This is a genomic window from Acinetobacter sp. CAU_H_29a_1, from assembly GCF_058599505.1.
On sequence record NZ_CM178655.1, the window covers coordinates 2,300,609 to 2,315,098 of the forward strand.

The window sequence follows — 14,490 nt, forward strand, 5'->3', positions numbered from 1 at the left end:
GGTAACCATGGTGTGTACCACCCTAGAACAAGCACATACAAATGCTAAACATTTATTATTTCGATCAAGATATTGGACCTGTTACTCAAAAAGAGCCATTGAAACCTAATTTCATACAAGCAAAGAAAATAGATGAATTAATCCCGAGTTTAGATGACGCTTATAACCCAAAAAATATTCCTCACTACTCATCAAAGGTCATCAACGATTTTGTAATCCAGTAGGTCAACATCGTATCAGTAATGAATTTTGCAAGAATGGTGTAGTTGATTCAAAAAGTGTTGTTCACTTCATATCACCTCGACATGATCTTAAGAACTTTATTTAAGAAGCAACTAAATGCTTGGAAGCTAAAATGGCACGAGATGACATTAAGTTGAATAAACCGGTTCTATCAATCGTAAAACGTACCTATACTCCGACTTCTGATAGATATCGACACGAAGTTTTTCAGTCAAGTAGAACAACATGATGAAGACCTATATTTAGCCATTAAGAATATTAATCACATAAAAACAAAAGCAGTAACCCTTAAATATATGTAGGTTGTGAACGTTTCCATAAAACGTTTCAAGGAAAAATGTGCTGTAGACTGACACTATTTGAAACGTTTCTTGATAGAAAGAAAATTTAGGCTAAAAAGAATTTAGTTCAAATTTAACCAGACAGACATATGAAAGAATGAGTAACTGCCAGCTCAGGTTTGAGCTAGTACATAAAATTAACTTTCAATACGATATTGGAAGGTATTTTTAACATTCGACACACTGGTCGGTTTGCCATCGACGAGACGAGGCTGATATTTAAAAGTGAGAGCAGCCTGAATCGAAGGTCGTACAAACATCGGATGGCAGTCGCCTTGTGCCTTTGGATTTTCTACCCGTCCTTTTTCATTCACGCTATACACTACCGTACAATCCCCCTCCAGCTTACGATCCAAAGCTTGTTCAGGATAAGCTGGTGCTATTTTTGTAACAGGTTGATAATTTTTAACATCAAATGATTCAGGATGAGTTTGTGCTTTAGGTTCTACTGATTTCTGGGTCTTCGTCTGAGTTGGTATATCCGCTTGAGACTGCGTATCTACTGTTTTCTGAGATTCCGCTACTGCCGTTTGCTTTTCCGTCACGACTTGCTGTGTCGGTTTAGACGCTGTAGGTACAATTTTGTTGCTCTGTGACTCTACAAACTTCTTGGTGGTTTTCGGTTGGACTTCAGTAGGTTTCTCAAGCTGTTTCTTGACAGGCTCATGTAAGGGTTTTTCTTCGACTATCGGCTCAGGCTTTTTAGGTTCAGGTTGTTGTTTGGCTGGAGGGGGTATTTGCACAAATTGTAATTGAATGGTTTTCGGCTTGGGTTCCGCCAATGTTTCATGCATCTCAACCGTACATAACCATGCAATTAGCGCAATATGCAATCCAGCCGTGACCGAAAGTGCTAGGCCTTGATCACGAAACCTAATTTTGGAAACGGTTGTCATCATGATTGTGGTTCCTCTGTCACTAGCCCCAAGTTCGTTACCCCACTTTTTTGCAAGGATGCTATGGCCTGTGCAACCAGTTGATAATCAGCATCCTGATCGGCACGTACATAAAACTGTAAGCTTTTATCTTTTTGAATAATCGGAACCAGTTTTTGTTGCATAGTGGCTAAATCAATGGCCTGATCCGTGACTTTTTCGGTATTCACTTCCGGACCAATATTCCAGTAATACTGACCATTGGCTTGAATAGACAGAGTGACAATACGCTGCTGTTGTGACGCGGGCATGACATTGGCATCCACTTTAGGCAAATCAATTTGAATGCCTTGTGTCAACATCGGTGCAGTCACCATAAAAATCACCAATAACACCAACATGACATCAATATAAGGAACCACATTCATTTCAGCATTGAGTTTTAATTTTTGAGGACGCTTAATCATGGCTGTTGCTCCTTAACGCGAAGCGCGCTCAGTGTGCCCCAACAAACGATAAATACGCGTTTGCAACTCATTGGCAAAACCGTAATAACGACTGGAAAGCTTGTCAGCACGTGCCGAAAAGCGGTTATACGCGACTACTGCAGGAATAGCTGCAAATAAACCAATGGCTGTTGCAATCAGCGCTTCTGCAATCCCTGGTGCAACTGTATTGAGGGTTGCCTGTTCAACGGCAGACAGTCCAATAAACGCATTCATAATGCCCCAAACCGTTCCAAATAAGCCTATATAAGGGCTGACTGAACCAACTGTTGCAAGAAAGGTGAGATTTTGCTGAAGCTTTTCTTCTTCTTCACTGATGCTGCTGAGCAAACGACGTTCTACCCCATCAATTACATCACTTGTAGTGAGTTGCTCATCTTTGATCAATTGATGGTATTCATCAATCCCATGTTGAAAAATGCTGACAACTCCTTTTTGTTGTTCAGGCTGTTGGTAGTCTTGCTGTAAAAGATTGAGATCTTTTTGCTGTCTAAAATTCTTTAAAAAGCGGTTCCAAAGCTGCTCTTGTCCACGAAGTAACATACCGTGACGCACGATTAAATACCAACTTACTACTGAGGATAAAACCAAAATCAACATCACTACTTTCACCAACACACTGGCATGGCTAATCAACATCCAAACCGACATTTGATCCATTGTTGCTTGCATAACGCACTCCAATTTTTTTACTGCATGGTGCAGTACATATATATTTTTAAAATGGGCTGTGATTCTTTAGCAGCTCATGTACTCACTCAGGTACTAAAGCGCTATTTAGTCCAAATGCAGGGCTTGAGCGATTTTTCCCCACGGCACATATTTAAAGTTCTGATTAGTTTCAGGCATACGTTTACGTCCATCTTGCACCACCAACATGCCTTGCTTCCATTTGCCACCAAAATTTAGGGAACTCACATCTAGTCCATCTGTTTCAGACACAGCGTCAATGCCTTTGTCGATATTGATGCCTACACGAAATGCGCCACGAACCGTATAAGGTGCTGCGGCATCAAGCACCACAAAGCTGTCATTGCCTTGGCTTGAAACTACCAAATAACTTTGCTTTTTACCGTGATAAAGTCCCATTCCCTCAATGTCATCATGCATCACCTCTCCTACACCTATCACCTGCTGCATAGGGAGCTGAGTTTTTGGGTTGAGATCTTTTACCCACACCGCGACATCTTCTTCACCCAAGAAAATACGTCCTGTGGCATCGTCTACGACACAGCCTTCAGGTTGGGTTTGAACTGAAAAACGTTGTACTTCTTCAGCCCGTAATTTTTGCTGTGCAGCCGTGATGTGGTATTGAACAAAAGTCCCGTTTTTATCGTTGGGAATGGCATAGATTTCCCCTTGAGCATCGCGGTACATACAAATGCCATAAATATCATCCAATGTAGTTGCTAACTCGCCGAGCACAGAAACCTTGCCCGTTTTGGGTTGAATCGCAAAGAGATGCAGACTGTTATGATCTCGGTTCGATGCCACAGCCAAATCGACCGTTTGCTTGCCCCATTTAAAACCGTGGCGTACATCAACATTATTCAATCGCCCTACTGGCAAATACTGCACGGTTTTGCCCTGTAAATCGTTAACCTGTAAACCACCTTGTTTATCTGTCACTAAAATGCGGGATTGACTCGGTTGTGTAGCGTTATGCCAAATCGCAGGATCATCAGCCGCATCACCTGTACTTGGCACGCCCTCCGTCTGCACTTCTGCTGGAATAGTGATGATATTTTGGGCTTTGGTCTGGGTCTGAGTTTCCCATTCCACATCTGTCACTTTCACGGTTTTATCATCTAAAATCAGCAAGGATTTATCAGTTAAATTACCTTGAACACTCAAAGTCTCTGCTTCTTTCACCGTGTCTAGTTGTAAAGGCGGCTGTGCTTTCCATTGCTTATCTTGCTTTTGATAACGATAAAGCAAAGGTTTTTCTGCATCGAGTACAGCGACATGATCATCTACAATCGCAATTGTAGAAGGTGAACTTTGAATCGAACCAAAGGGTTGCACAAGATCCACCGCCTGACGCACCATGTCTGCTTCAGAATGAGCTGGATATGCCCAAACGCCAACATTCGCTTCATTAATAAACAGCTCTGCGGTGCTATCATTCACTTTGCATACACTGCTGGCAGGTGGAAAACTGAGACGGCGTAACAACTGTGGTTGAACCAAAGCCTTCTCATGCTGAGCCACCAACCATTGTTCACCAAGCCCCTCTTCGCCTACTAAAAAAGCAAAACTCAGCCCTTGAGCATCGGTATATAGGCAAACATCTTCAGACTTAAATGAACGCTTTGGAATAAAGCTGGGTTTGTCCCATGCTTTATTTTTTAAGTTCATGCTCATCAGTTGAATTTGCTGTTGTTGCAAATTTGACGCAGCAATCAATAAACGCTCCGAACCAATCCGATAATCAAAACGCCCAAACTGACCTTGAATTTGATGTAGTACATTTTGTTGATCATCTAAGATTTGTAGCCCTTTGTTTTTACTGCTCAACAGTGCGGCAACTTCAGGCCATGCACTCAAGCTTAACCATTGCACATCCTCAGTTTTTGCCCCATTCATGTCGACTTCACGTAATTGCAACTTCGCTGCCATAGGCTGATCTATTGGTATTTCAGCCGAGCTTAACGACTGGCTATTTTGCGGAGCTTGGGGCACGCTGTGCTGACTGCATGCGCTCAATAACAGCAAGCAACTGCTTAAAGCAGACAATTTAAAAGATGAAAATTTCATAGAGACACTCAAAATTGGGCAAGGAAACTCAGGTCTGCTTTTGCTGAGCAAACCTGAGAACTAAATTTAATTCGACTTAAAAATGGGTGTAGGTCAGTGCAAGTTTGTATGCTGGGCCATATTCTTCATATTGAGCGTTATAAGCCTTAGAGCCTGCATAGTTGTAATAAGTTTCATCGGTGATATTTTGCACATCAAACTTCAATTGTAAGTTTTTAGATAAATTCACATGACTACTGAAATCAAGGAAGATTTGGTCATCGGTATAAATGTCTTTTTCTGGCGTGTCGATATCACCTAATGCATACAAATAGTTCGATTTATAATTTGCTGAAAGTCGTACACCAAAGCGCTCATTTTCCCAACCAATCATGGCATTACCGACCACATCCGACTGGTTTGGTAAATGAATACGACGGCTCAGAAGTTCGCCATCTTTCATCGAATCAATATCCGCCTCTGACTTACTAAAGGTGGTATTTAAACCCAACAAGAACCCGTTCCATGGTGCTCCTAGATGGTCAAACTTTTGTGAGTAGGCAAACTCCATCCCGTACAGTTTTGCTTCATTACCATTTTTATAGGTAATAGCTTCATCAAAGTCAGCCCATTGCCCTGTTCCTGCAATATTGGTGTTATAAATAAAGTTATCGATATCTTTATAAAATGCGTAGAAACCCACCATACTGGCTTTGCCAAAATACTTTTCCACCCCCAAATCAAAGTTAGAAGATTCTAAAGGCTTTAACATTGGGTTACCAAACTCAGCTTCATCTCCATCGATATAAACACCTGGTGCACTTTGCGCAAAGTTTGGACGTACCACACTATTGGTCCAAGCGGCACGGAGGTAAGCGTTATCGGCCAATTGATAACGTAAATGTAGGCTTGGCAACCAATGATCATAGTCATTTTTATATTTAGTCGCAGTGATCACATCATCGTTGAACTCAAAACCACGTGCTTCAAAGTTGGTATTTTCATAACGTAAGCCTGCAATCACACGCAGTTGATCCAAATCTACGGTATTCATGACATAAGCCGCTTGTATGTCTTCATTCGACTTAAAGTCATTAATGATTGAACCGTCAGCAACCACATAATCATTTGGATTTAATCCACTGATTTTATCTTTAATAGCGTTTTCATTAATGGTTGGACCAAACTGACCCAGTTCATAATGGCTGTTTGAATTGAAATCTGAACTTGACGTACTGAGATCTTCATATTTCCATTCATCGGTATTGTTGGTTTTTTCACGTTGACTGATTTTTCCGCCGAACTTCAATGCAGCAGCATAATTCCCCAGCATATAGTCTTTCAAAAAGTCTAATTTACCGTTGTATTCTTTATCGGTGGTTTTAGATTTTTCCCACGACACCGAATCTAACTCATAGTTGGCCGCATCATAAAAATCTTGGTCTGCCGTAATTACAGGTTTTTGCGTACTATTAAATCCAACATTACTAAAATCACCTTGGTATTTTGCCCCCGAAATTCCCCCTGGATTTTCCTCCGATGCTTCGCTATAACCGAGCTGACCTTCCACCGTCCACGTGCCAAAACCTTGCTTACCACCGAGGACAAAAGACTGTATTTCTTGAGTTTCTTCACGGCTCTTCAGTGAACGAGTCACTTCTGTATCACCACGCTGGCCTGCAAGTTGTGGATCAGAAAATTCAGCCGCCACTTCCTGACGTGATTCAGTGTCTTTAAAGCGACTATATAAAGTTCTTAAATAGTATTCGCCTGTGTCATTCGGACGGTAATCAAAGTTTAAACCCGCACCAATGCGCTCACGCTCGATGTCATATTGACGCATTGCGGTTTCTTCAAGTGCGTCACCATCCCAAGCCCCACCCGTTTCAACATTGTCCGAGCCAAATTTTCGGTTTTGATAACTCAGTGCCAGTGCCACGCCAAGGTTGTCTTGCCCCTCACCAACACTGAAACGGTTACTGATAGCACCAGATGCTTTAGGGCTATATTTTTCCCGTTTTTCATCATAACCACCTTCAACCGTTCCTGTATAAAACAAACCGTCATGGTCAAAAGCCGATAAACTTTCGACTTGCACCGTACCACCTAATGAGTTGGCATCCATATCTGGTGTCAGGGTTTTCACCACAGCCAAAGACTGCACCAGCTCTGAAGGTAAGACATCCAATGCCACGCCACGGCGATCGCTTTCAGGTGCGGGAACCAAAGTACCATTGATGGTTACTGCATTTAAGTCAGCGCCTAAACCACGAACGGAAACAAAACGTCCTTCGCCTTGGTCACGCTCTGTAGATACACCTGGTATCCGTTGCAACGCTTCTGCGGCATTGTCATCGGGTAATTGTCCAATGCCATCGGCATGTACCACACTGCTGATTTGGTCGGCACGTTTTTGTTCTTTGAGTGCTTTATCCATACTTGCAGCTTGACCAATGACCTGTACATATTCCACCGTGTTATCTTCGGCATGTAGATGCGTCATGCTCAGCATTGACAGGACCAGTGTGCTGAGCTGAAAACCCGCACGCTTATGTTTCATGAAACGGCTCTGATTATTTTGCATTATGTTCTTCCCCTCAAGCCAAAGTGGCATGGTTTGAACGCACAATAGAAATTGAATGTGAACATGATGTGACAGTGCCTTTTACGATCTGCCCTTTTTATTTGTTTTTGGCCTTTTTCAGCAAAAAGTGAGCTAATTTGTTCTGTATAGAGAAAATACTGAGCATACAGAATGATGCATATTCACCTCAAAGATAGGGTTTTTCAGCATTTTTATTCTCAAAAATCAAAAATACCCTGATCTATTTTGACCCTAGCCATTGCCATCAAACTGTCATCTAAATCTGTTTAGCTTGGGCGAAAATAAATCATTTCAAAAAATGCTATGCCTAAATACTTTGCTTACTACCGCTGGCCTTTATTATGTGTAGCGACTGCCTGTAGCTTATCCCTTTGGTTGTTTATCTTACTTGGGCAGAGCAAGTCATTTGCTGAATGGAACTGGGTCGATATTTTAGGTGAAGGGGGAGCAACTGTTTTTATTGGTATTTGGATTTTCTTTATTATTAAAAGCCGTCCTTTGGGCCGTGTAACCAACTATATCTTTTATGGACTGTGTTTTATTTTTTTCCACATGTGGATGGACAGCTTAGATGAGTTTATTCGCCTGCCTAAAGAAATCATGTGGGATGCATGGCTTGAGTCCATTCCTTTTCCAATTGGACTGTGTCTATTTACCATCGGGATTTATTTTTGGCATCAAGAAGAACTGGCGATTTCTAAACACATGCAAAAACGAGAACGCATTTATCGGGATCATCGCTTATTCGATGCACTCACCCCTTTGGCCGATGCGCATTACTTTAAAACTCAGCTCAAAGCTGCAATTGAGCAAAACTTGCATGAACCCAGCGACATGTCCGTCATATTGTTAGATATGCATAATTTTAATCAGATTAATCAAACATATGGCTTTGATGAAGGCACATCTATTTTACAGCATGTTTCACAATTGATTAGCTTAAACTTACGACCACAAGACCTGCTCTGTCGCTTCGCAGGAGATCGTTTTATTATGCTATTACCAGAGACTAAGCTACAACAGGCTGAAAAAATGGCAGCTCAACTTGAACGCATGCTTATGGTCAGTGCTTATTATCAACGTGATCTGTCCGTGCACATTCCTCTAAAAGCACTCACGACCTGCTGCGCTGTCGGACAATACCAAACTGCCCAACAACTCTTGAGTGCCTTAAATCAGCAGTTGCTCCAAGTGAAGCAGTACTACTCACCGAAGCGAGTCATGGTATGAGCTTTGAATGCGACTACAGCTACATTCCTGCGCATCATCAATTGTCTATTTTAATTGATTTGGCAGCGAGTCATGAAGTCGAACATCACGTCCTGCTCAGTGGCAGCAGTATTTTCTTAGAAGATATCTTTTCGGGGCAAAAACTAATTAGTCAACAACAGTTACAACAGGTTTTAAAAAATGCTGAACAGTGTTTTCGCAATCAGGACATCAGTTTTTTATTTGGTCAACGCAGCCTAACCACCCCCTTTAATGACGCCATTAAATCTATGCTTTATGCATCGACCTTCGATGAGGCACTTAGCCGTTATTTAACATTTTCCGCGTCCGTTTCACCATGGTTATGCCCTCGACTCATGTACAGTCAAAGCCATATTCATATTTATTGGTTAGATGAAAACAAGCTTGAAAATCGCTTTTTAATCGAAAGCGCAATGAGTGCAGTACAAGCGTTTAGCCGTCAACTGTACCAAGCCAAATTAGCGTGGAAATTCGAGTTTAATTTTTCTGAACCGGATTATATTGAACAATATTGGACACATTTAGGCAGTGCTTTAGAGTTTAATCGCCCGATCAACATGATGAGCCTACCTCGCGATTTGATTTATGAAAAACTTCCCAATGCCTCTTCGACCTTAGCTTCAATCAGTTATCAATATGCGCTGAAAGAAATGATGGCTCAAAATATTCAACAGAGTTTTTTACTTAGTTTGCACCAATATTTAATGCAGAATATTCAAAATAATATTCAACTCGAACAAACCGCTGACTATTTTCAAATGAGTTCAGCCACATTAAAACGTAAACTTAAAAAGCATCAGACCCATTTTCAAGCACAACTCGATCAAAGTCGTTTGCATACAGCCATCATTTTATATCGTGTACATGGTTTTAAAACTGAACAGATTTCTCAGTATTTACAAATTAACGATGCCACTAATTTTCGACGTGCGTTTAAGCGGTGGAGTGGTTTAACTGTACAAGCTGCGCAACCCTAATCCCTTATTTTTCACTCTCAAAATCACGGTTTTTGCTGTTGTAATGCCGAAATTAAAAGTCAAAAACTCATCGGCTAATCACTAAAGTCCGCATAGTCACGTTCGCTGTATTTTTCTGTTTGTGTCCAAGGTGTAGCAACATGTTGGCCAATTTTGCGCACGGTAAAGGTTTTGGCATAGCCTGAGGTCGGTTTGAGCAATTCATATTTTTGAACCAGTTGATCCTGTTCACTCCATATAATATTCAACGTTTGCCCAGCACTGCGTATTTGATAATGCGCTAACTTCGGATCACGTTGAATCAATTGTGCTCGCTTTAAAATGTCAGGATGAATCAAACTATATTCACAGCGCCAACAGTTTTTCATCCCTAGCATTTCTTGATCGACATCCTGCAATTGCACCCGCATTTTTTCATCTGGCAAAATATAAAAACGCTGAAACGGACTTTCTACGTTTGCTTGCCCGACTACATCTTTGCGCTGCATCCACTGAATTGCACTGTCAAAACTCACATGCTCATGGGTGTCTGTTTTGGCAGACACATGAGTGTTGCTATGTGTCTGGGCTTCGTCAGCATGCGTTTGTGTGTTTAAACGTTCAATCCAAATATTTTGCGCATCTCGAATTATTTTCTCACTGTATTTTTGAATGGTCGTGACCCCATTGGCATTCAACCGTTCAATCTGATAATCAATACGATATTCATCGGCCGACCATACCCATGGACTGAGCAAACTGAAAGACAATGCTAAGAATTTCATTTTGAATTTGAACGGCCGTATAAATCTTTTATCCATTATAATCCAAACGCCTTTTTCAATTGCTCAAATACCCATGTATTTTCTTGTGTGCCTTTGAATAGATTTGAATTCTTTCCTTCAGCAAACAGCATCACATCTCCGCCGCCATGTGTTTCGCTTTTCGTCAGTTGTACCCCGACTTCTTGTTTATAGTCGTCAGCAAAGGCTTGCTCGTTGCTAATACTGTCACGAATATCTAAACGTTTACCCGTACCATTTCCAAAAACAAGCGTCGTTCCTGTTGCCCCATTTACATCGCGGTATGGATTATGTACTTGGCCATCAGCCAGCACTTTGCTGTAAGCATTTTGCTCTTTTGCAATATTATAATCATAGCTCAGCCCCAAAATACCTGGATTAGTTTCCGTCGTTTGACCCGTTCGTGCGGCATAACCATTAAAGGTCATCACATGGTCATGGTCTGCCGTCACTACAATCAAGGTATTGCTCAAATCCACTTTATCCAGTGCAGTTTGAATTGCATCATTAAATGCCTTGGTTTCCTGCAATGCCCGTTTGGCATTATTGGCATGTAGCGCATGGTCAATACGTCCACCCTCAACCATCAGGAAATAGCCTTGTCCATTACTCTGTGCTTGCAGTGCATCAATCGCTTTACCAGTCATCACCGCCAGATTCGGTTCAGTCTCTATATTTTTCTTTAGTCGGTCCAAATCATAATTTAAATGCGATTGTGTCGAGAATATGCCGAAAATTTTCTGAGTATTGACCGTCTGCGCCAAATCACTTTGACTTAAAACGGTTTGATAACCCTGCTGTTTAAACTCTGCCAATAAATCACGGCCATCCAAGCGCCCTTTGGGGTTAGAGACTGCATCATAAGGCGTCCAGTGATTTAAGCCGCCTCCCATAAGGACATTAATGCCATCCAATAAGTTTGGATTATAAGCTTTACCTTTTGGAACAGCTTGAAGCGCAATATCGTATTGCGCATCACGATGACAAATATGTGCATAGGTTGCCGCAGGTGTGGCATGGGTGAGTTCGGTCGTCGTCACTACGCCAACTGCTTTACCTTTCGTTTTTTCCAGCTCTAAAATGCTTAAAGCAGGCATCCCTGCTGCCATACTACTGCCCTGTTCTGGACAACGGTTGATGGCTTTCGCTAAGCTTTTTCCATTCGGCAATTTTCCCTCTTCAGGTTCGACCGCAACCGTTCCTGTTGTCATGGCAATCACTTCATTTTTATTTTTCTGCCCAGTCATATAGGCGCCCATAGAGGGAGCACTATCTGTGGTTTGACCATCCTCAGAATAGGTTTTAATTCGTGCTGCGTGCTTCATGCTGTCCATGGCCAGTTTGCCATTTTCCCCCACAGCATAAATACGACTTGCCGTCACTGTGGTTGGTCCCATGCCATCGCCTAAAAAGAATATAACGTTTTTAGTCAGTGTAAGTGTGGTGTCAGCAGCATACAAAGCATTTGAAGAAATCGACGCTGTAAGCAGAAGCATCATGTATGGGATGGTTTTTAAAGTAGGTTTCATGTGATATCCCTCTGCTATAAGCCTGTGATCTTACGAATCAGATGATTGACTTCAATATTTTCAAGGCTACCCGAGAACTGATCGGCTCCCTGACCAATCGCACCTAAAAACACATCTGCACCACCATGCGTTTCTTTATCTTTATAGCCCGTTTGAATCACAGCTTCTTGTTGGAAATCATCCGCAGCAGTGCCTGTACACCAACCCGTTTCAGCCAAAGGATAAGTGAAGCTATATTTTTCGCCTTGTGGTGCCTTTGGCTCTTGTACAGGATGACAGACATCACTGTCTTTTAAGTTCAGTACCAAGTCATCCATACGGTTTTGAGTAGGGCGTTTTTTGCCAGTACCAAAACCGATAATCGGATAAGGTTGCCCATGAATATCTTGAGCAAAGCCCGCTTGGTCATAATTTTTCACCAGACCGAGCACACTGGTTTCCTTACCTTCGATATATTTTCCTGTGCGCTTGGCATAACCATTTAAAACTAGGGTGTGATCATGGTCTGCCGTGATTACAATCAGTGTATTTTTAAGTTCAGGATCACTTTGTTTAAGTTTTTGAATGGTTGCTTCTAAAGCATCATTTAAAGCTATCGTGTCTTGTAAAGCACGTTTGGCATTGGTGTCATGTAGCGCATGATCTATACGCCCACCCTCCACCATCAGGAAAAAGCCTTTTTTATTCTGCGTCAGAATGTCTAAAGCAGACAGCGTCATTTGCTTGAGACTCGGCTCCGCCAAATTTTTCTTGGTGCGATCTAAGTCATAATTTAAATGGCTGTGATTAAATAAACCCAATAATTTTTCATTTTTCGCCAGTTGCACTTGGGAAAGTTGGTTTTCATCAAAAACCACGCGGTAGCCTGCCTGTTGCATCTCGGTAATTAGATTGCGCCCATCAGTACGCTCTCCACCTGCATCTTTAGGCAAAAATTGACGCTTACCTCCGCCTAAAACCACATCTACTCCATCTTTGAGTTTAAGGTTATAACTTTGATAAGCATCACCTTTAGAGCTTGGTACTAATTGTGATGCAATGTCATTTTCAGCATCACGGTGGCAAATATGTGCATAAGTTGATGCAGGTGTGGCATGCGTGATTCGCGTCGTGGTCACAACCCCTGTCCCCCAACCCTTTGCTTTGGCTAATTCGAGTAAAGTCTGTGTGTTTTGCTTATTTTTGTTTTGTGGGTTAGTCCCGCACTGGTTATTCCCAGCTGAATCAGGTTCAACTGCAATTGTCCCTGTCTGCATCGAGATCACCTCATTTTTCATCTTCACACCAGTCATGTACGCACCCATCGAAGGTGCACTGTCAGTGACTTGCGCATCTTCAGAAAAGGTACGAACAAAGGCAGACTCAGGTAACCGATCAATTGCTAACTGACCATCTTCACCGACAGCATAAATACGTGAAGCGGTAAGCGTGGTCATGCCCACTCCATCACCCAAGAAAAACACTACACGTTTCGGTTGTTGGACTTTTTGTTGTTTGAGTAGTTGTACTGCATGAGTTGGTTGAGCTTGCATTAAATCACTACTTTGACAAGCGGAGAGAAATAAAGCACTCAAACTTATATATGCCACACTGATTGTTTTTAATTGGAATTTTTCAAGAAAACCGAGCATTGCATCAACCCATCTAAAGATGGCTGAAACATACACTTCGGATATTTAAATCCGATGACATTTAAGCATCAATATAAATTTACTCACTTTCGAAACGCTTTTTCATTTTTTACAATTATCAATATTAACCATCAAATTTGTAACGCAATCTAACGTCTTTATTCTCATTTGACAATGGTTATTATTTACTTTTTGGTAAAATTCAATCAAAATCCCCCAGCCTTCTACAAACCAATCTTTTGAATTACTGCTAAAAATGAAATAGTTAAGCTTTTTTATAACGTATCTTATTAACTTTATGCACTTTTTTACAATAACCACCAATCTCGGGGATCTTAAATGAAACGCTCTTCCATGTTACTTGCTATGGGGCTCTTAATAACCACTCTTTCAGGCTGTGCGACATCACGCGGATTGATTCAAGTTCCAACGCCTAATACTTCCGCATCCTCTCAAGAAGTGCCGAGTTCTAAGAAAGCAATTATCGCGCTGGTCGAAGATAATAGAACATTCCAAGACAAACCAACCACACCTGATATTCCGTCTTTAAAGGATGGTTTAGCCAAAGCAACTACTGAAGAAAAAGCAAAAGCTGTTGCGCGTAAAAGAAATGGCTACGGAAAAGCGTTAGGCGATATTCTTTTAGAAAAAGAGACCGTGTCTGAGTTATTACAAAAACGCACAACTCATGCACTTAAACAATCAGGTTATGAAGTCATTACAGACAATGAAACCAATCGAGCAAATGCCGATCTAATCCTCACCATTAAAATTAATAAATTTTGGTCATGGTTCCAGCCTGGATTTGCGTCAATCAAAATTCACTCAGAAATAGATACAAATGTCGTGAATGCGAAAGACTTGAATACAGCCCCTCTCCACATTTATAGCAAGGTGACAAAATCAGCTCAAATTGCCAATGGTACGAAATGGGTAGAAAACATTGATGGGGTACTTGATGATTATGAGTCTAAATTAATTTCTGCATTGCCAAAAGCAAATCCATAAATAGCT

Annotated in this window: 11 protein-coding genes; 3 read left to right on the forward strand and 8 right to left on the reverse strand. The window is 41.5% G+C overall.

All coding sequences use genetic code 11. The annotated features are described in order from the left end of the window. Positions 1 to 721 precede the first annotated feature (721 nt). The 5 genes from AC4MDD_RS11465 to AC4MDD_RS11485 all read right to left on the reverse strand — a co-directional run bounded on the left by AC4MDD_RS11465 (position 722) and on the right by AC4MDD_RS11485 (position 7,285). The gene (locus AC4MDD_RS11465) at positions 722 to 1,483 is read right to left on the reverse strand and encodes an energy transducer TonB (RefSeq protein WP_218954028.1); all 762 of its coding nucleotides are present in this window, start codon (positions 1,481 to 1,483) and stop codon (positions 722 to 724) included. Next, positions 1,480 to 1,926, reverse strand: coding sequence for an ExbD/TolR family protein (locus AC4MDD_RS11470; protein ID WP_490752339.1), 447 nt, complete (start codon positions 1,924 to 1,926; stop codon positions 1,480 to 1,482). The genes AC4MDD_RS11465 and AC4MDD_RS11470 overlap by 4 nt, the downstream gene beginning before the upstream one ends. Positions 1,927 to 1,938: 12 nt before the next feature. After that, complete coding sequence (tolQ, locus tag AC4MDD_RS11475) at positions 1,939 to 2,637, reverse strand: protein TolQ (RefSeq protein ID WP_039889736.1); 699 nt, start codon at positions 2,635 to 2,637, stop codon at positions 1,939 to 1,941. A gap of 105 nt (positions 2,638 to 2,742) precedes the next feature. Further along, positions 2,743 to 4,722, reverse strand: coding sequence for a phytase (locus AC4MDD_RS11480; protein ID WP_491881667.1), 1,980 nt, complete (start codon positions 4,720 to 4,722; stop codon positions 2,743 to 2,745). A gap of 76 nt (positions 4,723 to 4,798) precedes the next feature. Further along, positions 4,799 to 7,285 (reverse strand): TonB-dependent receptor, encoded by a 2,487-nt coding sequence (locus AC4MDD_RS11485; RefSeq protein ID WP_491881668.1) that lies wholly within the window; start codon positions 7,283 to 7,285, stop codon positions 4,799 to 4,801. A gap of 324 nt (positions 7,286 to 7,609) precedes the next feature. Between AC4MDD_RS11485 and AC4MDD_RS11490 the strand changes: the two genes are divergently transcribed. Beyond that, complete coding sequence (locus tag AC4MDD_RS11490) at positions 7,610 to 8,536, forward strand: diguanylate cyclase domain-containing protein (protein WP_058869258.1); 927 nt, start codon at positions 7,610 to 7,612, stop codon at positions 8,534 to 8,536. Next, on the forward strand, positions 8,533 to 9,534 hold the full coding sequence (locus AC4MDD_RS11495; RefSeq protein WP_491881669.1) for a helix-turn-helix transcriptional regulator: 1,002 nt from the start codon (positions 8,533 to 8,535) through the stop codon (positions 9,532 to 9,534). Before AC4MDD_RS11490 ends, AC4MDD_RS11495 begins: the two co-directional genes overlap by 4 nt. Before the next feature lie 74 nt (positions 9,535 to 9,608). Here AC4MDD_RS11495 and AC4MDD_RS11500 read toward each other — a convergent pair whose 3' ends face one another. From AC4MDD_RS11500 to AC4MDD_RS11510, 3 genes are read right to left on the reverse strand one after another with little or no spacing between them, the layout of a single operon-like run. Continuing rightward, a complete protein-coding gene (locus AC4MDD_RS11500) occupies positions 9,609 to 10,298 on the reverse strand; it encodes a hypothetical protein (protein WP_491881670.1) in 690 nt (229 codons plus the stop codon). Positions 10,299 to 10,333: 35 nt separating this feature from the next. Further along, positions 10,334 to 11,845: an alkaline phosphatase gene (locus tag AC4MDD_RS11505; protein WP_491881671.1), complete on the reverse strand. Its 1,512-nt coding sequence runs from the start codon at positions 11,843 to 11,845 to the stop codon at positions 10,334 to 10,336. Positions 11,846 to 11,859: 14 nt separating this feature from the next. Then, entirely contained in the window at positions 11,860 to 13,476 is a 1,617-nt protein-coding gene (locus tag AC4MDD_RS11510) for an alkaline phosphatase (RefSeq protein WP_491881672.1), read from the reverse strand. Positions 13,477 to 13,830: 354 nt separating this feature from the next. Here AC4MDD_RS11510 and AC4MDD_RS11515 point away from each other — a divergent pair, with 354 nt between their 5' ends. Further along, a complete protein-coding gene (locus AC4MDD_RS11515; RefSeq protein ID WP_078389624.1) occupies positions 13,831 to 14,484 on the forward strand; it encodes a YajG family lipoprotein in 654 nt (217 codons plus the stop codon). Positions 14,485 to 14,490 lie beyond the last annotated feature (6 nt).

What these genes read in the sequence shown, in the direction of transcription:
- AC4MDD_RS11480 (WP_491881667.1), bottom strand. Translation starts at nt 4,722, where the DNA reads ATGAAATTTTCATCTTTTAAATTGTCTGCTTTAAGCAGTTGCTTGCTG.
- AC4MDD_RS11465 (WP_218954028.1), bottom strand. Translation starts at nt 1,483, where the DNA reads ATGATGACAACCGTTTCCAAAATTAGGTTTCGTGATCAAGGCCTAGCA.
- AC4MDD_RS11505 (WP_491881671.1), bottom strand. Translation starts at nt 11,845, where the DNA reads ATGAAACCTACTTTAAAAACCATCCCATACATGATGCTTCTGCTTACA.
- tolQ (WP_039889736.1), bottom strand. Translation starts at nt 2,637, where the DNA reads ATGCAAGCAACAATGGATCAAATGTCGGTTTGGATGTTGATTAGCCAT.
- AC4MDD_RS11495 (WP_491881669.1), top strand. Translation starts at nt 8,533, where the DNA reads ATGAGCTTTGAATGCGACTACAGCTACATTCCTGCGCATCATCAATTG.
- AC4MDD_RS11510 (WP_491881672.1), bottom strand. Translation starts at nt 13,476, where the DNA reads ATGCTCGGTTTTCTTGAAAAATTCCAATTAAAAACAATCAGTGTGGCA.
- AC4MDD_RS11470 (WP_490752339.1), bottom strand. Translation starts at nt 1,926, where the DNA reads ATGATTAAGCGTCCTCAAAAATTAAAACTCAATGCTGAAATGAATGTG.
- AC4MDD_RS11515 (WP_078389624.1), top strand. Translation starts at nt 13,831, where the DNA reads ATGTTACTTGCTATGGGGCTCTTAATAACCACTCTTTCAGGCTGTGCG.
- AC4MDD_RS11490 (WP_058869258.1), top strand. Translation starts at nt 7,610, where the DNA reads ATGCCTAAATACTTTGCTTACTACCGCTGGCCTTTATTATGTGTAGCG.
- AC4MDD_RS11500 (WP_491881670.1), bottom strand. Translation starts at nt 10,298, where the DNA reads ATGAAATTCTTAGCATTGTCTTTCAGTTTGCTCAGTCCATGGGTATGG.
- AC4MDD_RS11485 (WP_491881668.1), bottom strand. Translation starts at nt 7,285, where the DNA reads ATGCAAAATAATCAGAGCCGTTTCATGAAACATAAGCGTGCGGGTTTT.